Genomic DNA, 20,382 nt, shown 5'->3' on the forward strand with positions numbered 1-20,382 from the left:
ACGAAGCGCACAATGTGTGACGCTCCTTTCCCAAAGTTCGAAGAATGGATATCCAAAACTTCATAAACGGCAAGTACCAAGATCCTATCGGTGATGCTTGGCTCGAGAACATCAACCCAGCAACGGGTGAGGTTTACGGAAGAATACCCGACAGTGATGAACGCGATGTAGAGCTCGCAGTACAAGCAGCCCAAGCCGCCTTCCCTATCTGGTCTTCCATGAGCATTCAAGAGCGCTCTGCCATCCTTATGAAGGTGTCTGAAGGCATTGAAAAACGCCTTCCAGAATTGGCTGCAGCAGAATCGAAAGACAACGGTAAGCCCTTAAAGTTGGCTACTCGAGTGGACATCCCAAGAGCGCGTGACAATTTCGCCTTCTTCGCGACGGCTATTTTACACGACTCTGCAGAAACCCACGATATGGGCGAAAGCGGCTTCAACTACACCACTCGCAAACCGATTGGTGTTGCGGCCTGTATTTCTCCTTGGAACTTACCTCTATACTTATTCACCTGGAAGATTGCACCAGCGCTTGCTTCTGGAAACACAGTAGTGGCAAAACCCAGCGAAGTAACTCCGGTTACAGCAGCACTTCTAGGAGAAATCTGTAACGAAGCAGGAATGCCTGCAGGTGTTCTCAATATCATTCACGGATTGGGCGGACGAGTAGGAACACCTCTTACCGAACATCCTAATGTGCCTGTGATTTCATTTACAGGAGGAACACAAACCGGCGCTGCCATTGCACGAATCGCCGCACCAAAGTTCAAGAAATTGTCGTTGGAGCTTGGAGGTAAGAACCCGAACATCATTTTTGCCGACTGCGATTTTGATGACATGTTGAAGACGACTGTTCAAAGCAGCTTTGCCAATCAAGGTCAAATTTGCCTTTGCGGATCTAGAATCTTTATCGAACGTCCGATCTATGAAAAGTTCAAACAGGCCTTTATTGAAAAAGTGAGTAAATTGAAGGTAGGACCGCCTAGTGAAGACTCTTCACAAATTGGCGCGTTAGTATCAGAACCTCACCTGAACAAAGTGATGAGCTACATCAAACTTGCGGAAGAAGAAGGTGGAACCATACTTACGGGTGGAGAGCGAGTTAAACTCGATGGTGAACACGCGAATGGCTATTACTTGAGACCAACTGTAATTGAAGGACTAGAATACACATGCCGAACCAATCAAGAAGAAATTTTTGGTCCGGTTGTAACCCTAACTCCCTTTGATTCAGAAGAAGAAGTTTTAACCATGGCTAACAGCACGACCTATGGGCTTGCTGCTACCATTTGGACTTCGAACCTTAAGCGAGCTCATCGTGTTGCTTCTCGTGTTGAATCTGGAATTATCTGGGTCAACTGCTGGCTCGTACGTGATTTGCGAACTCCGTTTGGCGGAATGAAAAATTCCGGCGTAGGTAGAGAAGGGGGATTTGAAGCCCTTCATTTCTTTACGGAGACCAGAAACGTATGCGTTAAATTATGACACGTACAACTAAAACAGGGGCGCGCATCCTACCCCAAGAAAGATGGATAAACTCGATATCAGACCTATTCCGGTAGAATCGAATATTTCACCGGAAGAATTTAAGGAAAAGTACCTTCTACCTCAACGACCCGTTGTGCTCCAAAACTTTACAGACGGCTGGAGCGCCAAAGAAAACTGGACGTACGAGAACCTCAAGAAGATGGCAGGTGAGCATCCCGTGAAGCTCTACGGGAAGTGGCTCGACAATGAGCCTACGCGAATAGAAATGCCCCCTGTAAAGGAAGTTCCCTTCCGAGAGTACCTCGAGATGCTGGAACGAGATGAGAAAAGTGATCTTCGGATTTTTCTTTTCAACCTGTTTAAACATTGTCCAGAGTTGTTAAAGGACTTCTCTTTCCCCAACTTCTCTGATCACTTTTTGGAAGATTTCCCATACCTGTTCTTTGGAGCAGCAGGTAGTGATGTAAGGCTGCACTACGACATCGACCTATCTCACGTTTTCATCACCCAATTTGGAGGCACTAAACGAATCACGCTCTTTGAGCAGTCGGAATCCAAATACCTCTACAAACTTCCCTTCACTACACACAGTGCGGTAGATATGTCGAATATCGATTACGATAAATACCCTGCTGTAAAGTATGCAAAAGGTTATCAAACGGACTTGAAGCCAGGGGAAACCCTCTTTATGCCTAGCGGAATTTGGCATTACATTCAATACATCGACGGTAGTTTTTCACTGAGCCTGAGAGCCCTTGCTGACTCAAGCATCGACAAACTAAAAGGTGCTTACAACGTTTTTGTAGTTCGCAAGCTTGATGAATACCTCAACAAGTACTATGGAAATAAGTGGAGTGACTACAAGCTGAAGAAGGCGATGGAAAGAGCAAGTGAGATTCTTCAAGAACGAGAAGACGAGCGATTGAGAACCTCGTAAAACAAAAGTCCCCATGGCTTACACCACGGGGACTTTCTCTTTATACTCAGTGCGTTCTATTTATAGCAGGATACCAACAGACATCAACAGTTCTCCTCTGTTCTGAGAGAGTGGAATTCCGTTCCAATCTCCACGGTTGTCTTTGAAAGATGCATTGTATCCGATATCGAATGTAAGTGGACCTAGATCTACTCCTACTCCTAACTGATATCCCAATTCAAAACGTCCAAAGGTGTCGGCATAAGCATCATCTAACCATATGTTGCCGTTTAATCCAACTTGTACGCGCAAGAAGTGGAACATCTTGATACCCGGAGTCAAATTGGTTTGTATGCTCTGTTGCATCAGTTCAGTTTGAATAGGGTTCCCATTGGCGTCAGTTCCACTAAGGGTAAACTTGGATTGATTGTACAATCCATCTAACTGAACGTAGAAGTTCTTTGTGAATTCATCGCGAACGGCTAACCCTAAGTGCCATCCGTTATTGCTTCTCTCACCGGAGAAAACTTCACCGCTGGTATTCACGGCCGACTTCAATCCGAGGTCGGTCATATTATAAGTGAGGCCTCCTTTAACACCCCATTCAACTTCCTGTGCGTGTAGTCCCATCCCGGCAACTACCATCGCCATCATCAATAGGATCTTTTTCATGGTCTTGTGAATTAGTTCACATCCTCTAAGACAAGGATGGTGCCAAAAGAGTCGGAGTTTATTTTCGAATAGGAGGCATGAGGTTAAAATCTGCTGGTCGCTTGTGCTTCCATCGGCGGTGGGACCACAGCCAGTAAGGGGGATCTTCTCGGATCCAATCTTCAAGAAGCGCTGCATACTTGCGCATCACCTCTCCAAATTCAATTTCAGACGGATTAGGCTCTAGGGCTTCAAAGTGAACCGAGTAATATCCGCGCTTCACTCGTTTCAAGAACATGATCACGATGGGATAATCATACCGCTTGGCGTATACTTCGCCTCCTGGCGTGAATCCCGTTTCTCTGTTCAAGAATGAAATCCAAAATGAACTTTTGGGATTGGAAGGGTTCTGATCGGCCAATAGGGTATAGGCAACGGGATGTCCTCTGTCTTCAACAAAAGCGGGCTTAGCAACTTGTGTTGGCACCAACCACATTCCATCCTTACTTCTATGCTTCGCCATATAGGCTTCAATGCGCGTATTCGAGAGAGGACGATATACCCCAGCCACTTCATGAGGCATTATACTCGGCATACAACGCGTCATGAACTCCCAATTTCCATAATGACTTCCCATGATAATCACATTCTTGGAAGCGTAAGGCTCTTCGTATAAGATGGAATTTGAGGTAGAAACAAAGCGCTTTTTCAGATCTTCAATGGGGATATGCATCGCTTTAATCGACTCAATGAAGATATCCGCGAGATAGCGATAGTATGTTTTGGTCATTTGATTCACCCATTCGTCATCCTTCTCAGGAAAGCAGAGGCGAAAATTCTCCTTCACTAAATCCACCCGGTACTTGATCACTCGGAACAAGACGAAATAGGCAAAATCCGCTACGGCATACACACCACGCCATGGCAGAATAATCAGGAAAGCATCAAAAATTCGGAAGAAGAAATAGGCAATCATGACAGCTCTTTCACAACCTGAAGCACAACATTTTTAACTCTTTGAATCAGAGCTGGTAATTGATCGTCGTCCCGATCTTCCTTACCGCAACCCTCAATGAAGAGCAAATCTTCGTGAATACTGTCTATACCAAACATTTGGGCATTTGGCTTCAAGCTGTGAGCCTGACGACCTGTGGTTTCTAGATCTCCATCGTTATACGCCGACTCCATTGACTCGACAATTCCTGGAGCTTCGTTCACAAAAGTGGTGATCAATATCGCTTCAAACTCTGCATCGCCTTCCGTAACTGTTTGGAGAGCAGCAAGATTATGATATGTTCCTTCTCTTAGCATAAGCGACTCAAGGTACTGGGAAAATCGAAACAAAGGTACAGCCTCCGCTTGAATTGCGCTCCACATAGATATCCCCGTTGTATCGACTCATCATATCCTTAACAAACATCAACCCCAATCCTGTACCTACTTCCCCCTTGGTTCCCTTAGTGCTCTTCTGAACTCCACCAGCAAACATGTTCGCCATTTCCTCATCGGTCATTCCCACTCCTTGGTCAATGACTTCAAGATGAAGGGCGTTGTTTTCCATGAATGACCTTATCTCAATCATGGTATTCGGCTTGGAATACTTTACGGCATTCGCTACCAAGTTTCGCAGGACCAATCGGAATACGTTCACGTCCAACAGCACGGTAAGCGCCTCATCTGAGGTGTCTTTCACTTTCACTTTCTTCATCTTCGCTTGACCTGCCGTTAGCTCACATACATCTTCAATAATATCGTGAACAGGAACTTCGCTGTAATTGAAGAGTTCTTCAAACCCAATTGCCTTCCCCCATTCAAGAATGTTCTGAAGTAGGTCGTCCGTTTGCGTAAGTACATCCGACATCATTTGAGCAAACTCAACACGCTCCTCTACAGATAAGTCACCATCCACCAATAAATCCATGACCATGCGCATGGATGAAATTGGCCCTCGAATATCATGAGCCAACACATTAATCAGCCTTGTTCGAAGCGCATTGATGTTAGATAGGGTATCAAAGTTACTCTGGAGTTCTCGTTTGGTTCGCCCCAACTCGAGACGCTTGATCACTTGTTCCGCCAAAATTCGAAGAGCCTCCACCTGATCCTTCGTCAGCTTTTTGGGTTCTCGATCAATGACACACAAGGCACCCAAGCGTTCTCCATCGCTTGTTTCAAGTGGGAACCCTGCGTAGAAGCGGATATTAGGATCGCCCGTTACCAGTGGATTGTGCTGAAAGCGTTCATCGTCAAAGGCGTCTTCTACCTGAAAAAGCGAACTGCTCTTAATGGTATTCGCACAAAACGCAACCTCGCGCTTTGTGCTTTCTAAATCAATACCCTTAGCCCCGCGAACCAATTGCTCATGCTCGGTAATAAAGGTGACCAATGAGATCGGAACCTTGCAAATCAGACTAGCTAAATTGGCTACGTCATCCAAGGCATCTCGCTCATCCCTACTGAGTTTTTCATACTCTTCTACGGCAGCTAATCTGCTGCTTTCCTGATCGGTCATTGGTGATATCATGGGGAGTAAATTCACTTTCAATATAAGGAAGTTTTACAGGGAAACCCTCGCACTTTCTGCCGTGCTAAAAAAGTTCAACACCATGACTTGCGCAATACTAATATCGACCTTACTTTTGCCACTGTTTAGAATTAGTCTAAATCATAATACCATGCGCTACACACTCCCAGTTCTCGCTGTACTAACACTTGCAGCCTGCTCTAAGGAAGAAGATCCAAAGAGCAAAACAGCCGTTCCATCTACCTATTCTTTTGAAAGAAATGGCGAATCAACCGTAAGCTTCAATGGTCAAATCCAACGTCAAGCTATGCTCGGCGAATTGAGCAATGCGGTGAAAGCAGGAACAGAAGGCACTATCAACTACCAAGACTTGGTAGATATGTACGAGAACGCCAACAATCCGTTCTCAGATGCAGAATTGAACGCTTCTGGAAAATCACTTTCCACAAAGACTTCTGCTTCTGCTACTCATGTTTTTGATCAGGGAACTTCCATCAACTTCTTTAAGACCATTCTTCAAGCAGCCGCTGACGCAAGTGCCGCTGGTTCTCAGGCATCAGATGGTGTGGCAGGTGTGATTAGCAATGGCGATGGTTCTCGCAAATACTTAGTAGCGGAGAACGGCCTTGAATACGCACAAATTCTCCAAAAGGGAATGATGGGTGCTGTATTTATGGATCAAATGGTAAATAACTACCTCACTCCTCTTAAACTCAATGTAGACAATGATGCTTCTGCTGTAGAAAGCTACACCGCAATGGAACACCACTGGGATGAAGCCTATGGATACTTTAGCATCGTTCAAGACTACAACGTAGATCCAAGCGTATCGCAAAGTCGCGGTTATTGGGGCGGATACCTTCTCGAATTGGAAGAAAGCTTCAACTTGGCCTCTGATGTTTACTTGGCCTTCCGTACAGGTCGCCAGGCAATTGTAGAAAAGAACTATTCGGTTCGCGATGCTCAAGCTGACATCATTGCTGAAAAGATGGAAATGGCTTGTTATATCAAAGCACTGAGCTACTTAAATAAAGGTGCTGCACGACTCAACACGGGTGAAGCCGCTGTTGGTTTCCACGCTCTTTCAGAAGGTGTAGGATTCATCTACTCACTCCGCTTCATTGCCAGTGAATCAGTTACGGCAGCACAAAGTGATGCATGGATTGCAACCCTTACCGATGGAAGTGGATTCTGGTCAGGCGATATTCAAACACGTATCGAATCAGTGAAGACCTCTATGGGCAATACCTTGGGTCTTTCTGAAGACATCGTTAACGGCACATATTAATACCTTTGTCCCACTGGATAAACCAGTGGGACTTTTTCTATTCTTATGCGAATTTCACGAATCATTCTCCTTTCAATTGGCCTTGCTCTTTTCACTGCTTGTGGAAAAGATGGTGGACAATCGAACCCCGACAACTTTGATCGTTCAGCAGTGATTGAAAACACGGTGGACCATCTCATCTTGCCTTCCTATGGAGATTTGATAGATGAAATGATGGCGCTTGAAAGTGCCTTTTCTACGTATAAAGATGAAACCACAGCGTCCAACAAGGATGCCTTGAAAACCGCTTGGCTCAATGCCTACCTCGCTTGGCAAGACGCCGCACTTTGGAATTTTGGTCCGGCGGAATCTCAAGGTCTCATGACGGCCATGAACATCTACCCGACTGATACCGCACAAATTGTGAGCAATATCAACGGAACATACGATCTCAACAGTATTGCACAAATTGATGCTCAAGGTTTTCCCGCTTTGGAGTACATGTTGTTTGGCAACTTCGACCTAACGCAAGCAAATGCCCTTCTCTATTTTGAAGCGGTGGTTATGAGAATGAAGGATAAAGCTCTCAACACCGCCAACCAATGGGCATCGGTTAAGAATGATTTTATCAACTCTACAGGAACCGATCAAGGCTCTGCATTGGGTCAGCTTTTTAACAGCACATTCTTACCTTATTTAGAAGTTCACCAACGCGAAGCCAAGTTTGGCATTCCAGGCGGACAAAGAACGGGACAACCCGACCCTTCAAAAGTGGAGTGTAGATATGCTCGAGTGTACAGCAAGCAACTAGCGCTGAGAGCTTTCCAAGCTTATCGAAGAGCTTGGTTAGGCATGTCTCATACCGATCATAACGCTGGACCTTCGGTAATGGATTACGTGGCCTACATGGATAATCGCAACGGTACTTCTCTGGAAACCAAGCTACAAGATCAACTAGACGGAATTGAACTTGCCATTGATGGATTAGATGACGACTTTTACGTTATTGCTCAATCTAACCCACAATTATTGAATGACGTCTGGGCTCAGTATCAATTGATGGTATTCACGATCAAAACAGAGATCTCTTCTGCCTTGAATGTGACCATTAGTTATGTAGATTCCGACGGCGATTAATCGCCATGCCAAAATCCCCCCGCTACACCCATTTGGCGCCACTGGCTCTTCTTCGCTTCTCCTTTGGAGTGCTGATGTTCATTGCCCTATTACGTAGTCTTTTGAACGGCTGGGTGTACGAGCTCTTCATTGAACCTGAATTCCACTTTTCCTTTTATGGTTTTGAATGGGTAAAACCCTTTGGTCAATGGACCTACCTCCTCTGGGGGTTGGCTATGATCTCTGCGGTTGGTGTTGCCTTGGGATACTTCTATCGGCTGTGCATCATCCTCTTCACCCTTTCATTCACGTACATCGAATTGATGGACGTGGCCTATTACTTGAACCACTATTACTTCGTTTCGGTACTCGCCTTTGCCCTTTGCTGGCTTCCTGCGGAGCGGTACGGCAGTATGGACGCCTGGCTTGGAAGAGTGAAGTCGTCTGATTTTGCCCCTCGATGGACGCTAACCCTGCCTCGAATCTTAGTGAGCATTCTGTACTTCTATGCAGGAATTGCCAAAATGAATTCAGATTGGTTACTGAATGGTCAACCGCTTAAAATGTGGTTGCCATCGAGCTACGACCTTCCGATCTTAGGCGCTTTTGCGGATGAACCATGGTTGCCATTTGTCTTTGCTTGGGCCGGCATGCTGTACGATACCACAATTTGGATATTCTTGTGGTGGAAGAAAACTCGCAAGTACGCATACATCACTGTTATCTTATTCCACTTACTCACGGCTGCTTTCTTTCCTGCCATTGGTGTTTTTCCATATGTGATGATCGTGATTACACTCGTGTTCTTTGATGCTCCTTTCCAATTAATCATGGGAAAGATATTTCCTTCCGCACCTGGAAAAAATCGCGCTTATCGCCCTTGGAATCCACCACTCGCAAAACTCATTCTCCCCCTCTTCTTAGCCTTTCAAATCTTATTTCCCCTCCGGTTCTTACTTTATCCAGGAGAGTTATTCTGGACAGAAGAGGGATATCGCTTTTCTTGGAGGGTCATGTTGATGGAAAAATCAGGAGCCGCCGAATTTAAAGTTGTCGATCCAAAGACGAATCGATACGTATGGATTGACCCCTCCTATCATCTCAACAGGACGCAAGAGAAACAAATGGTCTTTCAACCCGACCTCATCTTGCAATTTGCACACTATTTAGGCGAAAAATATCGCGAAGCCGGAGTGGAATCACCCGAGGTATATGTTCATTCTGCCGTAACTTTGAACGCTCGTCCAGCACAACCCATCATTGCAGAAAACATCGACTTGATGAAGGTTGAAGATGGCTGGAATTCAAAGACATGGATTACTCCATGGGAAGGTGTGATATATGGTTGGTAGATTTCTACTTTTCTTCTTTTTGATCTCCGCTTCAGCGCAAGCGCAATCGCGCTTTACCGTTGAGATTTTAGGCGCGGGAAATGCACCAATAAGCGACGCTCGCGTTGACCTTCCCCATTCTGGAATTGCCGTTTATACAAATGCTTTTGGAAAAGCTACCTTTCCAGTTCCATTGGGTGCACAGACCGTTCGTGTGTTTGTATTGGCCGACTTCCATCAAAGTCTAGACACCTTACTTCCCATTGAACAAGGTGGGAGCGCCACGCTTCAGCTCAAACTCAACAGTGGGAATTTGACGGAAGTTACCGTTACCGCCGAAAGAGAGCAGGAAGACTTCACTCAACTTCGAAAGATTGAAGGTGTAAATATCTATGCAGGGAAGAAATCGGAAGTCATTCGTCCTGATGAACAGCCCGTCAATACCGCTTTGAACAACGCTAGAGAAGTCTTCTCTAAGGTGTCTGGAATGAATGTTTGGGAAGGGGATGAGAGTGGGGTTCAACTCAATATTGGCGGACGAGGACTCAACCCGAACCGGGCGTCGAACTTCAATGTTCGCCAAAATGGATACGACATCAGCCCAGATGCACTGGGATATCCCGAAAGCTACTACACCCCTCCAGCGGAAGCCGTAGAGCGCATCGAAATCGTTAAAGGGGCAGCATCGCTTCAATTTGGAACTCAGTTTGGCGGGCTCATCAATTTCAAGATGAAAGGAGCACCTGAAAGGGAAGGGTATCAAATACTGAATCGCACCACGGGTGGATCCTTCGGTCTATTCAATCAATTCACCAGTGTGGGATGGCGAAAAAATCGCGTGGGCGTCTACGCCTATGGCAACTATCGGAGAGGCGATGGTTGGAGACCTAATTCGCAATTTGAAAGTGGAAATCTCTTTGCCCAAGTTGCATTCGACATCAGTGATGTATCCTCTGTTAAAGTGGAATACACCTACTTAAACTACCTCGCTCAACAGCCCGGTGGACTGGATGACAACATGTTCAACAGCAATCCTCGTCAGTCTAACAGAGATAGAAATTGGTTTGGCTTGAATTGGAATATCCTTGCGGTACACTTTGATCACCGATTCAAAAACGGACATTTCAATCTGCGTTTGTATGGACTAAATGCGGATAGGAAAGCTCTTGGATTCCGAAACTACCGTCCAGCCTCCGTAGACCCCGGAACCGAACGAGAGTTGATTACTGGCGATTTCCGCAATGCTGGATTAGAGGCTCGATATTTACAGCGCTACTCCACCGCTATGGGACCTTGGGCAACACTCATTGGAGCTCGTGCGTACGCCGCGAGAAACACCAGTCAGCAAGGACTTGGCAGCACAGGTTCTGACGCCGATTTCACTTTCATTGAAAGTGAAGAAAATTTACAATCGGACTATAAATATCCAAATGACAACGTTGCGTTCTTCCTTGAACAGCTGATGAGTCTTGGAGAAAAATGGACGGTGACACCTGGAGTTCGTTTCGAGTATATCAACAGTAGATCCGATGGCTATTATCGTGAAATTCAACGTGACTTAGCGGGTAACATCATCTTCAACCAAACCTACTCTGGTGGTCTCTCAAGAGAACGAGCTTTTGTCATTGCCGGGGTGGGAACGGAATACCAAGTAACGCCCAAAGCGCAGATTTACTTCAATGCCACTCAAAACTTTAGGGCCATCACTTATTCCGACATTCACATCGTAAATCCGAGCTTCAAAATAGATGAGAAGATAGAAGATGAGAAGGGCTACTCCATTGACCTAGGAATTCGTCAGCATGGAGCCAGTTACTGGAAATACGACATTTCCCTTTTCCTTCTCAACTACAACAACAGGATTGGCGAAGTCGCTCAGTTTGACACCTCCACCTTCCGCATAGTCAGTTATCGAACCAACATTGGTCAGGCGCTCATTTACGGACTAGAAAGTTATGTGAGTTATGCCTTTTGGCATCCAGACGCTGTGAATCGCGGAGCCTCTATCTTCGTGAACACCTCTTTTGTAAACTCCACCTACCTCAAAAGTGCCCTTCCGGAAGTCGTGGGCAATCAGGTTGAATTTGCTCCACACATCAACCTGAAGAGTGGACTGGAAGCCACCTATGACAGTTGGCGGGGACGCATTCAATGCACCTATTTAAGCGAGCAATTCACTGATGCCAAGAACGATATCAACGGAGGCGCAGCAGCAGTTACAGGTGTCATTCCTTCCTTCATGGTATTCGATTTTGGCGCTTCTTATTCCACGGGAAGATGGCAATTCGAAGGAGGAATCAACAACTTCACCAACGAAGCCTACTTCACACGAAGAGCAACCGGCTACCCCGGCCCGGGCATCATTTCCTCCCCCGGAAGAAGTTTCTACTTGGGAATTCAAGTTAGGATTTAAGGAGGGGTGAGTAGAATGTCGTGAGAGGTGAGAGGTGAGTCATGTGAGATGAGAGATGACAAAACCCATTAACTCATTAACACCTCAAACCCCACAAACATCTAAAACGCCTCAAACTCCTAAAACCCATTAACCCCTCAAACCCCTATCTTTATCAAAACCCTTCCCATGAACATTCGTCCGTACACCGCCACCGATCACGACACTTGCATGGAGGCGATGCGTAGCAATACCCCAGCTTATTTTGCTGAAGATGAATTAGTCATGTTTGACCGATGGTTGGAGGCACAAGAAATAGGTCGTTTGGAACACCCTGTCTCTGAAAAAGAGGTGTATTTTATTTTAGAAGAAGACGGTCGTGTTTGGGGTTGCGGCGGTTATCTCTTGGTGAAAGACACCGATGAAATCTTTTTAGCTTGGGGCATGATACACAGTAGCAAGCACAAAAAGGGTTGGGGAAAAGCTCTGCTGAATTTCCGCATTCAGCACATTTCTGAGAATCATCCCGACCGAAAAATTGCACTCTCCACCACACAGGACATCGTTCCCTTTTTTGAGAAATACGGCTTTGTGATTACACAAGTGAAGCCTCGATATTACTCAAGTACGTTAGATAGAGTTGAAATGGAAAAACGGACTTAGAAAAGAGGCTATAGAGATCTTTAATCTGGCTCCTTTTCCCAAAAAATGCACAAATGATCAACGTCGCCATCCTTATTCTTCACAGCCTTCTTGCGGTTCTTATATCAAATTCCACAGAACCATCCACCACTATTCATTGTGATGAAAATGGCTGTAGGGGCGAATATGTAGGGCCTGAATTCATAGAAGGATCGGACATTGCCCATCAGTTTTCCAACAGCATGTCCGTTGCCGTAGGCGATGAGCTCAAAGAGCAATACAACAATGGCCATTATGTAAAGGTGGATTTTTCCAAATTGAAGATGTCAACCAAAGGCATGGGCTCCGGAAATGTCACCTATGCTTTGGTAATTCCATTCATAGAAGTCCCGACAAAATGCGAGGCATATACCTCTTTTGATCATTGTGGAGGTTGGAATCACTCACCTGCCCTTGAGCGCAGAAAACGCGAATTGAGCAGCGTTACTCTTCCAGATGAATCGCTAGACATTAGCGACCTTAAAACCACACCTGAAGGCTTAGAAGAATATTGGATTCAATGGAAGAACAAAGCACTTCAAGGCGATTGTCAGTGAGCCAGAAAACACTTTTAATGTATGGCGGATGGATACTGGTTTGCTTCATCCTGAGCTTTCTACTTTGGGATGATTTCAAGAGCCTTTCATTCCACACTTTTCAAAAGAGAGGTTTCGATCTTGCGGTGCCTAAATTGAGCTTCGATTTCGATCAAAATCTCATCTTCTCTGGCGCGCTATGCAGTATTCCATTGCTTCACGCCGTCGCCATGAAATTCACACAAAACCGAACGTTCAAGGGAAAGTCTCAAGCAATTTTGACCCTCATCATTGGCTTTGCCATTCTAGGCTGGTGGCTGTATTTGGAATACCTCATCAACACCTCCATTTACACTCAAACGGAAGGCTCTTCAAGAATCCGAGTTCATTTGAACGATATAAATTTTTCCAAAGGCTTGATCATTGGGATACTATCAGGGAGTGTGTTTTCAGCGCTTCTCTTTTACAAGAAGAAAAAGAAGGGGGAAATGATGGAGATTTTAGATTTGTAGTTAGGCGAACGACACAAGACGGAAGAAAATAGCGCAAAATACGGCCACATGTAGCTCCACCTCGCATTTAAGAAAGGACACCTCAAGCATTTTGCTCAAGATGTCCTTCTTAGTATCAAAAGAATTATTTGGCTAAAACTATCTGCTGTGTTTCAGACTTTCCATCAGAAATTATAGAGAGAAGGTAGATGCCTGGATCTAGTTTGCTTAGATCAACTGAGGTTGAACGAAGGTTTGACCATTCTCCAGACTTGATCACTTTTCCATTAAGATCATGTAATTGAAAAGTAACATGGTCTATTTCCTCCGTAAACTCTAAAACTACTCGACCTGTAGTTGGGTTCGGGAAAAGACTCTTCACCAAGAGCTGACCTGCCATCGACTCAATGAGTGACGATTTAGGTGAGTACTCTTGAGACATCATCTTCATTCCATTTTCCAGCAACATCTGGCAGTTGCCTTGTTGCACAGCAAACATGGTTTGGTCAATCTCCCCTTTAAGTAATTCATCTTCTGCCTCACATGGTAAACTTTCCCAAAAATGAAATCTTCCCCTTTTGGGGAAGTATACCGAATGAGTCCATAGTCTTATAAACAGAGTAAATATGCTCAAGAAATGGAATTTAAATTGATAGTATAGAGCTGTCTCATATCAGGGAAGTCTTCACTACACTATTAAATTCAACTTAACATTCTCCATCAATGTAGACGAGTTAAACTGAAAATCCGAGATATTGAAATCTTTATAGAGAAGTCTTAACTCTTGCCCGTAAATTATAGTCCATTAGAAACCCAAACTTATCTATCCTTATTCGTTAATGCACCACTATTTACAATTGAGTTACAATTAGCGGGACTTTAAGTTTTACGATTTGCACAGACAATATTTCTGAGTTGGCTAGTTTGAGCAATTAAATTCGACTTCTTTATATAGCTGCTTATCGTTCTCCCAAACACTTACAATTAGCTCGGTTCCTTTCCCAGCTTTAGTTATAGTTTCTCCAATATTATAATGTTTTCCCAATTCGATTAAAGATGGGTCAAATCTTCCGAAATAGGCAGAATACATGCTATCTGATGTTAATACAAACAAGTAGTTAGATTCAATAGTATCTAATTTGACTACGACACCTGAAAAAACAGGATAAACATTAGACAACTTGTCTACCGTAAATAAAAATGATTCACTAGGGTCAGCTATTAAGAAAGGATGAATTGGTGAGTTCATACTAATAGATCCATGCTCCAAAGGGCACATAAACTCAATCTTATCCCTCTCTGAATCAATAGAGTATGATGTTAAAGCAATAGCTAGTAGTGTTCTGAGCATCTTTATTCTTCTTTATATTCCGATTCAATTGTATTTACAACATCTTTTGCCTCTATTTCGTGCCTTCGTCCTCATATGGTTTAGTACCCTACATGGAGCTTGATTCAACATGTTCTCCCGTATTTGGATTTATCTAACAATCGGCAAAGTCGGCGTAGTCTTGCAAAGAATGAGCAGCTTCCTCACCTCCCATTCTAATCATCCAGACATCCAATGCTTTTTGCTTATCACCCATAATTCCACCCAGAATAGCCGCATTCATTTCAAGATCAGTACCACTAATTAAAATGTAACTGTCATCAAAAGCTGCTGTTTTATTATATTCTCCTGTTTCACTATTGAATTCAAACAAAGATTAGAAGGCTTCATTTTTAGGGAAGTCTACAGTTCCTATGAACTAAAAATGGTCTAAATAGTAATTACAATCTAAATCATTCCTCTCTAGCGCAGAAGACCAGTTCATCTCCTATCAAGATAGGCAACCTGCAATTTCAATATGGTAAGTTGTACGTCTTCAAAGAATTCGGACACAAGCGAGGACGCTTGCGCCAGCTAGGTATAAATAATAAGCCCCACATTTCTGTGAGGACTTTAATTCATTACGGTGAGATTCTCCTTATTATCGTTTCAAATATTTCTATATCAGGATCAGGAGCTTTTTGTTTCTTAAGATGACTAATCAAACAATCCAAATAAATCTTCGTATCTGAAGCATTCAGAATTAATTTCTCACTTCCTATATTAATCTCGAAGGTTCCAAAATCAATTTGTTCGGTTTCTTTACACTCTTTCTGAGAGCAGGATATTAGCTGCTTAAAATACGAATTTGAATAAATAAGATTATAGTCATAATTGGTCATTTTACAACTACTATCCGTAATAATTACCACTGAAGAAATAGGTTTGTCAGACCAACCAATATGCTTTATTGAAATGAATTTCTCACAATTAGTTTGTGCACTTGTACACCCAATAAGAAACAACGAATAAAATAACATTAGATATACTTTCATATTCAATCTTATTTTGGGATTTGTGTTTTTTGAAATGCCGATTCTTGTTGAATAGTCACACTCTGTAGTGTTACTGTTCCAGCAGCATCTACAGAAAAGCCGTAAGACGATGTCAATATTGGTTAATAAGCTGTTGTTGTTCCGACTTTCCCAACCAATGTTAATTCAGCTGTCCAAGTTGTACCAGCAGCTCGAATAGGACGTTGTGGTGTGTCGGAAAAGAACCTTGTATAACCTGCTTTTGTTCCTCTTGTTGGTATCTCTGCATTTGTCCAGTAAAATGGTAATCGAACTCCTGGATCATCATTCCTTGCAGGGTCATTATAGGGAACGCTTGTAGCTGCTGGATGTGGATAATCTGTATCAACTGCTTGAATCCATCTAAACGCTGTATATCCAGTCCCTTTATCTACATAACCCACTTCAATATCCAAACCTCTTCCTCCTCCAGCTGGTGAATAATCTGTATATACATCTACACTAAGCTCTCCTGTTTCATTAGTAGCATTTACAACTTTTATTTTATCACCTGCTCCATATTCTGGTGAGGATAATTCTATATGACTACCTATTTGAAGCTTTTTATCTGGGTGCTGTGTCCAATCCCTGAGATTATCTACGCTTACACCTGTTCTTCCACTAACACCTGAATACGTGTCACCAGATTCTACTTCCCATTTCCAAACACCTCCTACTTTCACAGAATCAGCACCATTAGGGTCAATAATCCAAATTGGGCTATTTGCAAAACAAGCGTAAGGCGATTCATGATATTTAACTACTGGATCAGTATTCCATCTCCTACCTAAACGGCTATCGTATTGCCAATACATTGCTGTATAAGAGTTTCCGCTTCCTGATATCTCGTCATCTTTTTCTTGACCTTGAAACCCGTAGCCATACCCCTCACTACCATCAATCGCAATGGTCATCCCAAACGGATAGTACGCTTGTGCATGTACCACATCCGCTGCCAATTGAACATTAGTTGACACAAAAGTTGCAGGTATAGCTCCCTTATTCACAATTGCTCCCCCTGAAAGTTTTCCCGTAGCATCTTTTAAAAGATACGAATAATCGTCTAACTTAAAATAGTACTCCAAGTCAAGTGTGGTGGTGGGATTTGGGATCCCTGTATTGTAAATCGATTGAACTTCCGTTAAAGGTAGAACTTTTGTCCACAAACTAACATTGTCCATTTCTCCTGTATAAAAAATACCCAAATTACCACCCGTTGTGCTGTAAACCGAAGCCAGCCGTACGCGGTTAGATAGTAATTCATTTTCACAGTACCTCCAACCTGTCGAATTCTACGATCTGAGCGTTCAATATTACCAGAGGAAGGAGTGATGTAAACGGGATCATTGAATACATCGTCATCATTTAGGGTGAGGTAGTATTCAAGGTCTTCATAGAGGTTATGACTTAAGCGAAAGTTGCCATTGTCATCGCTCCAAACTTGTGCTACAACATGATACCGAGTACCACAACCGAAGCAACCTGTAGCTTGGCGTTCCACAATTTGAACTCGTACGGGGCCTCTTCTTATCGCTTCTTCCGTTCCAAAGGTTCGAACTTGGCCTTTTATGGTGGTAGGTTTAGACGCTTTGTTACAAGAAGTAAGAGCGAGAAGTGCTAGGATATAAAGTGAGAGTAAATTTTTCATGGGTGCTGAAATAGGGTATGTGATTCATTCCATGGTGAAAGGTTCTCTGTTAGAAGGTTACTTCGTAATCGAGTGTGTCAAAAGCTGTTGGTGTAACCTTGGATTCAAAGTTGATGTACTGTCCATTTCGCTTATAGCCATAGTAAATGGTGTATTCAATGTTTCCTCCAAAATCCCAGATTCGATACGCATCAACTGCATTAGGAAATTCTTCGTATCCCCCTCCTCCTACACTATACCAATAAATATCCCCTGGCTGAGGATTTGGACTATAGAAATGAAACTTCACCCAGCCGTACGCGGTTAGGTAGTAATTCATTTTCACAGCACCTCCAATCTGCCGGATTCTTCGTTCCGAGCGTTCAATACTGCTATGACTTGGAGCGATGTACTTCTTATCATTTAGAAGCTCTTCATCATTCACCGCTAAGTAATATTCAAGGTCTTCATAGAGGTTGTGACTCAAGCGAAAGTTGCCATTGTCATCGCTCCAAACTTGTGCAACGACATGATACCGAGTACCACAACCGAAGCAACCTGTAGCTTGGCGTTCCACAATTTGAACTCGTACGGGGCCTCTTCTTATCGCTTCTTCCGTTCCAAAGGTTCTAACTTGGCCTTTTATGGTGGTAGGTTTAGACGCTTTGTTACAAGAAGTAAGAGCGAGAAGTGCTAGGATATAAAGTGAGAGTAAATTTTTCATGGGTGCTGAAATAGGGTGTGAGATTCATTCCATGGTGAAAGGTTCTCTGTTAGAAGGTTACTTCATAATCAAGCGTGTCAAAAGCGGGAACCAATATGGGCTCCTGCCAATTCGTCCATTCTCCATTTTGAAACTTATTCAATGCAATTTCATGAGTACGGTTTCCTCCAAAGTCCCATATCCGGTATTCGTCAACTTGGCCATAAAATATCTCAGATGCACCACTGCCTAAATTGTAGCCATAAATTTCGTTGGGCTGAGGATTTGGACTATAGAAATGAAACTTCACCCAGCCGTACGCGGTTAGGTAGTAATTCATTTTCACAGTACCTCCAATCTGCCGGATTCTTCGTTCCGAGCGTTCAATACTGCTATGACTTGGAGCGATGTACTTCTTATCATTTAGAAGCTCTTCATCATTCACCGCTCAGTAATATTCAAGGTCTTCGTAGAGGTTGTGACTCAAGCGAAAGTTGCCATTGTCATCGCTCCAAACTTGTGCTACAACATGATACCGAGTACCACAACCGAAGCAACCTGTAGCTTGGCGTTCAACAATTTGGACTCGCACGGGTCCTCTTCTTACTGCTTCTTCTGTTCCGTAGGTTCTAACTTGGCCCATTATTGTGGTGGGTTTAGACGCTTTGTTACATGATACAACCACTATGAAGAGAGCAACTAAATAAATTGGTATTAATCTTTTCGTGATAACTAGGTATAGGTACTAAAGCTTCAACAACTATTGTTTATCAATACCAAATGTATCGAGAATGACCCAACTCAATTTGCGAATAACTCAAGTGTAAAAAGCGAATTTTGCAATATTCGCAATTATCACCCCCGTTCATCTTAGGAACGGTGCATTTGTACGGATTTACGCAAATGCTATTTCGTTTTATGCGAAATATGAAAAATAAAGTTTCCGCAATCTCACCTGATGCGAATACTTTATTGCACTGAATGAACAGTTTCCAACGGCAAATGACAAAATCAGGCATCCTTAATGTCGTATCATTTCATTAAGTTGACAACCTCTCGAGCTAATGCTCCACATGTGCTTGGAGACAGTTCTATACTTGAGAATGAGATTCCATTTCTCGCACAGATTTACTCTATTTGTAAGACCACGGAATCATTCCATTGAGAAATTGATGTGGATGATTCTTGTTGTCAAAACTTATTTATCTCATTGAAGTTAACTTAGGTCCATTCTCCACTACAACCACTCTTGGACTTCTTCCCTCCTCAATGAGGATAGACAACATCTGTGTCACACTTTTGATTGGAATCGAGTAGCAGGCTTCATTGAGCGATAGAATCGTAGAAACCTTTACGGTTCCAGACTAGTCCTTCGTTGGGTATCCTTGAATAGCAGTTATCGAAGCCTCTTCCAGACTCAACAAGATCACTGGAGTCTTTGGTGCCCGTTGAGTCCTGCCACGCCCATCCAATTGCTAAGTGCTAAAAACCAAAATACTCCCTTAAATATCCCGTTCTAAACCTCATGAGACACATTTTCCTCTTACTCGGCCTTGTTTTTAGCATAACACTGTGGGCACAATCGCCGTTGCACGAGGTGGGTTCCATCAGTATTGAGGACTATTACTCGCAAAACAAAGGAAACAAAGAAGAGAGTATTTCTAACGGATCGGTGGGTAACGGTTCTTTGACGAATGGTAAACTTTTCCCTTTTACAGGTGCCAACTATCAGTACTTCGACACGCTGAGTTACATCAATGGTCGAGCTTTCTTGCACAACCGCATTCTCGCCACCGTTTTAGAGACCTATGATAGTCTAGCTGTGCGACAACCAGACAGACAGTTCAGAGTGATGGAATGTTCCAATGAACACGGCGGAGAGTTGTACCCGCATCGCACGCATCAAAATGGACTAAGTGTGGATTTCATGATGCCCCTCATCAAAAACGGTGAACCTTATTACGAATTAGACGACTTGGGGAAAGAACATTACCTTCTTCACTTCAACAACAAGGGAGAATACGCAGAGGATACAGAGATTGCCATCGACTTTGACCTAGTTGCTCTTCACCTGCTAATCCTCGATCAACAAGCTAAAACACATGGATTCCGAATCACCAAAGTTATCATCAACACCCATCTTAAAGATGAGTCATTTAGCACACCCTTTGGTCAACAACTCCAATCTAGCAACATCTATGTAGTTCATCGCCTCTCTCACCTCATCAACGCCTTACACGACGATCATTACCATGTGGATTTTGGGGAGAGATGATTA

22 protein-coding genes are annotated in these 20,382 nt (G+C 43.5%); 10 read left to right on the plus strand and 12 right to left on the minus strand.

Annotation, left to right across the window (positions count from 1 at the left end; all coding sequences use genetic code 11):
- Positions 1–44 precede the first annotated feature (44 nt).
- Both F8C82_RS11125 and F8C82_RS11130 read left to right on the plus strand, forming a co-directional pair.
- The gene (locus F8C82_RS11125; RefSeq protein ID WP_151693662.1) at positions 45–1,484 is read left to right on the plus strand and encodes an aldehyde dehydrogenase; all 1,440 of its coding nucleotides are present in this window, start codon (positions 45–47) and stop codon (positions 1,482–1,484) included.
- Positions 1,485–1,527: 43 nt separating this feature from the next.
- The gene (locus F8C82_RS11130) at positions 1,528–2,424 is read left to right on the plus strand and encodes a cupin-like domain-containing protein (protein WP_151693663.1); all 897 of its coding nucleotides are present in this window, start codon (positions 1,528–1,530) and stop codon (positions 2,422–2,424) included.
- 60 nt (positions 2,425–2,484) lie between these two features.
- Here the strand turns inward: F8C82_RS11130 and F8C82_RS11135 are convergent, their stop codons facing one another.
- Genes F8C82_RS11135 through F8C82_RS11150 form a run of 4 tightly spaced genes read right to left on the minus strand, consistent with a single transcriptional unit; the run spans position 2,485 to position 5,578 of the window.
- Positions 2,485–3,075: an outer membrane beta-barrel protein gene (locus F8C82_RS11135; RefSeq protein ID WP_170266237.1), complete on the minus strand. Its 591-nt coding sequence runs from the start codon at positions 3,073–3,075 to the stop codon at positions 2,485–2,487.
- Between the two features lie 58 nt (positions 3,076–3,133).
- Positions 3,134–4,030, minus strand: a complete 897-nt coding sequence (locus F8C82_RS11140) for a lysophospholipid acyltransferase family protein (protein WP_151693665.1) — start codon at positions 4,028–4,030, stop codon at positions 3,134–3,136.
- Positions 4,027–4,365, minus strand: a complete 339-nt coding sequence (locus F8C82_RS11145) for an Hpt domain-containing protein (protein WP_170266238.1) — start codon at positions 4,363–4,365, stop codon at positions 4,027–4,029. Before F8C82_RS11145 ends, F8C82_RS11140 begins: the two co-directional genes overlap by 4 nt.
- Positions 4,366–4,372: 7 nt before the next feature.
- Positions 4,373–5,578, minus strand: a complete 1,206-nt coding sequence (locus F8C82_RS11150; RefSeq protein ID WP_151693667.1) for a GAF domain-containing sensor histidine kinase — start codon at positions 5,576–5,578, stop codon at positions 4,373–4,375.
- A gap of 151 nt (positions 5,579–5,729) precedes the next feature.
- On the opposite strand from F8C82_RS11150, the gene F8C82_RS11155 reads away from it, so the two are divergent.
- From F8C82_RS11155 to F8C82_RS11185, 7 genes are all read left to right on the plus strand, one after another.
- Positions 5,730–6,866 carry a DUF4856 domain-containing protein gene (locus tag F8C82_RS11155; protein ID WP_170266239.1) on the plus strand — a complete coding sequence of 379 codons (1,137 nt, stop codon included), beginning with the start codon at positions 5,730–5,732 and terminating at the stop codon, positions 6,864–6,866.
- A 45-nt stretch (positions 6,867–6,911) separates the two neighbouring features.
- On the plus strand, positions 6,912–7,982 hold the full coding sequence (locus tag F8C82_RS11160) for an imelysin family protein (protein ID WP_151693669.1): 1,071 nt from the start codon (positions 6,912–6,914) through the stop codon (positions 7,980–7,982).
- 5 nt (positions 7,983–7,987) lie between these two features.
- Positions 7,988–9,313: an HTTM domain-containing protein gene (locus F8C82_RS11165; protein ID WP_151693670.1), complete on the plus strand. Its 1,326-nt coding sequence runs from the start codon at positions 7,988–7,990 to the stop codon at positions 9,311–9,313.
- Entirely contained in the window at positions 9,303–11,705 is a 2,403-nt protein-coding gene (locus F8C82_RS11170; protein ID WP_151693671.1) for a TonB-dependent receptor family protein, read from the plus strand. The genes F8C82_RS11165 and F8C82_RS11170 overlap by 11 nt, the downstream gene beginning before the upstream one ends.
- A gap of 168 nt (positions 11,706–11,873) precedes the next feature.
- Positions 11,874–12,347, plus strand: coding sequence for a GNAT family N-acetyltransferase (locus F8C82_RS11175; RefSeq protein WP_151693672.1), 474 nt, complete (start codon positions 11,874–11,876; stop codon positions 12,345–12,347).
- Between the two features lie 53 nt (positions 12,348–12,400).
- A complete protein-coding gene (locus F8C82_RS11180) occupies positions 12,401–12,922 on the plus strand; it encodes a hypothetical protein (protein ID WP_151693673.1) in 522 nt (173 codons plus the stop codon).
- Positions 12,886–13,413 carry a hypothetical protein gene (locus F8C82_RS11185; protein WP_151693674.1) on the plus strand — a complete coding sequence of 176 codons (528 nt, stop codon included), beginning with the start codon at positions 12,886–12,888 and terminating at the stop codon, positions 13,411–13,413. The genes F8C82_RS11180 and F8C82_RS11185 overlap by 37 nt, the downstream gene beginning before the upstream one ends.
- A 124-nt stretch (positions 13,414–13,537) precedes the next feature.
- On the opposite strand, the gene F8C82_RS11190 is transcribed toward F8C82_RS11185, so the two are convergent.
- The 8 genes from F8C82_RS11190 to F8C82_RS11225 all read right to left on the minus strand — a co-directional run bounded on the left by F8C82_RS11190 (position 13,538) and on the right by F8C82_RS11225 (position 18,747).
- The gene (locus tag F8C82_RS11190) at positions 13,538–14,026 is read right to left on the minus strand and encodes a T9SS type A sorting domain-containing protein (RefSeq protein ID WP_151693675.1); all 489 of its coding nucleotides are present in this window, start codon (positions 14,024–14,026) and stop codon (positions 13,538–13,540) included.
- A gap of 285 nt (positions 14,027–14,311) precedes the next feature.
- Positions 14,312–14,743 (minus strand): hypothetical protein, encoded by a 432-nt coding sequence (locus F8C82_RS11195; protein WP_151693676.1) that lies wholly within the window; start codon positions 14,741–14,743, stop codon positions 14,312–14,314.
- Between the two features lie 133 nt (positions 14,744–14,876).
- Positions 14,877–15,095 carry a hypothetical protein gene (locus tag F8C82_RS11200; protein WP_151693677.1) on the minus strand — a complete coding sequence of 73 codons (219 nt, stop codon included), beginning with the start codon at positions 15,093–15,095 and terminating at the stop codon, positions 14,877–14,879.
- A 783-nt stretch (positions 15,096–15,878) separates the two neighbouring features.
- A complete protein-coding gene (locus F8C82_RS11205; protein ID WP_151693678.1) occupies positions 15,879–16,955 on the minus strand; it encodes an RHS repeat-associated core domain-containing protein in 1,077 nt (358 codons plus the stop codon).
- Positions 16,916–17,422: a hypothetical protein gene (locus F8C82_RS11210; protein ID WP_151693679.1), complete on the minus strand. Its 507-nt coding sequence runs from the start codon at positions 17,420–17,422 to the stop codon at positions 16,916–16,918. Before F8C82_RS11210 ends, F8C82_RS11205 begins: the two co-directional genes overlap by 40 nt.
- A gap of 49 nt (positions 17,423–17,471) precedes the next feature.
- Positions 17,472–18,125 (minus strand): hypothetical protein, encoded by a 654-nt coding sequence (locus F8C82_RS11215; protein WP_151693680.1) that lies wholly within the window; start codon positions 18,123–18,125, stop codon positions 17,472–17,474.
- Between the two features lie 49 nt (positions 18,126–18,174).
- A complete protein-coding gene (locus tag F8C82_RS11220) occupies positions 18,175–18,549 on the minus strand; it encodes a hypothetical protein (protein ID WP_151693681.1) in 375 nt (124 codons plus the stop codon).
- 3 nt (positions 18,550–18,552) lie between these two features.
- Entirely contained in the window at positions 18,553–18,747 is a 195-nt protein-coding gene (locus F8C82_RS11225) for a hypothetical protein (protein WP_151693682.1), read from the minus strand.
- 882 nt (positions 18,748–19,629) lie between these two features.
- Here F8C82_RS11225 and F8C82_RS11230 point away from each other — a divergent pair.
- On the plus strand, positions 19,630–20,379 hold the full coding sequence (locus F8C82_RS11230; protein ID WP_151693683.1) for a penicillin-insensitive murein endopeptidase: 750 nt from the start codon (positions 19,630–19,632) through the stop codon (positions 20,377–20,379).
- Positions 20,380–20,382: the final 3 nt, after the last annotated feature.

This window comes from Phaeocystidibacter marisrubri (assembly GCF_008933165.1).
Taxonomy (GTDB): Bacteria; Bacteroidota; Bacteroidia; order Flavobacteriales; family Schleiferiaceae; genus Phaeocystidibacter; species Phaeocystidibacter marisrubri.

Bases quoted from the DNA above. Each gene is read 5' to 3' on its own strand.
- F8C82_RS11125 (WP_151693662.1), top strand. From the start codon at position 45: ATGGATATCCAAAACTTCATAAACGGCAAGTACCAAGATCCTATCGGT.
- F8C82_RS11130 (WP_151693663.1), top strand. From the start codon at position 1,528: ATGGATAAACTCGATATCAGACCTATTCCGGTAGAATCGAATATTTCA.
- F8C82_RS11135 (WP_170266237.1), bottom strand. From the start codon at position 3,075: ATGAAAAAGATCCTATTGATGATGGCGATGGTAGTTGCCGGGATGGGA.
- F8C82_RS11140 (WP_151693665.1), bottom strand. From the start codon at position 4,030: ATGATTGCCTATTTCTTCTTCCGAATTTTTGATGCTTTCCTGATTATT.
- F8C82_RS11145 (WP_170266238.1), bottom strand. From the start codon at position 4,365: ATGCTAAGAGAAGGAACATATCATAATCTTGCTGCTCTCCAAACAGTT.
- F8C82_RS11150 (WP_151693667.1), bottom strand. From the start codon at position 5,578: ATGATATCACCAATGACCGATCAGGAAAGCAGCAGATTAGCTGCCGTA.
- F8C82_RS11155 (WP_170266239.1), top strand. From the start codon at position 5,730: ATGCGCTACACACTCCCAGTTCTCGCTGTACTAACACTTGCAGCCTGC.
- F8C82_RS11160 (WP_151693669.1), top strand. From the start codon at position 6,912: ATGCGAATTTCACGAATCATTCTCCTTTCAATTGGCCTTGCTCTTTTC.
- F8C82_RS11165 (WP_151693670.1), top strand. From the start codon at position 7,988: ATGCCAAAATCCCCCCGCTACACCCATTTGGCGCCACTGGCTCTTCTT.
- F8C82_RS11170 (WP_151693671.1), top strand. From the start codon at position 9,303: ATGGTTGGTAGATTTCTACTTTTCTTCTTTTTGATCTCCGCTTCAGCG.
- F8C82_RS11175 (WP_151693672.1), top strand. From the start codon at position 11,874: ATGAACATTCGTCCGTACACCGCCACCGATCACGACACTTGCATGGAG.
- F8C82_RS11180 (WP_151693673.1), top strand. From the start codon at position 12,401: ATGATCAACGTCGCCATCCTTATTCTTCACAGCCTTCTTGCGGTTCTT.
- F8C82_RS11185 (WP_151693674.1), top strand. From the start codon at position 12,886: ATGGAAGAACAAAGCACTTCAAGGCGATTGTCAGTGAGCCAGAAAACA.
- F8C82_RS11195 (WP_151693676.1), bottom strand. From the start codon at position 14,743: ATGCTCAGAACACTACTAGCTATTGCTTTAACATCATACTCTATTGAT.
- F8C82_RS11205 (WP_151693678.1), bottom strand. From the start codon at position 16,955: ATGGACAATGTTAGTTTGTGGACAAAAGTTCTACCTTTAACGGAAGTT.
- F8C82_RS11210 (WP_151693679.1), bottom strand. From the start codon at position 17,422: ATGAAAAATTTACTCTCACTTTATATCCTAGCACTTCTCGCTCTTACT.
- F8C82_RS11215 (WP_151693680.1), bottom strand. From the start codon at position 18,125: ATGAAAAATTTACTCTCACTTTATATCCTAGCACTTCTCGCTCTTACT.
- F8C82_RS11225 (WP_151693682.1), bottom strand. From the start codon at position 18,747: ATGGGCCAAGTTAGAACCTACGGAACAGAAGAAGCAGTAAGAAGAGGA.
- F8C82_RS11230 (WP_151693683.1), top strand. From the start codon at position 19,630: ATGAGACACATTTTCCTCTTACTCGGCCTTGTTTTTAGCATAACACTG.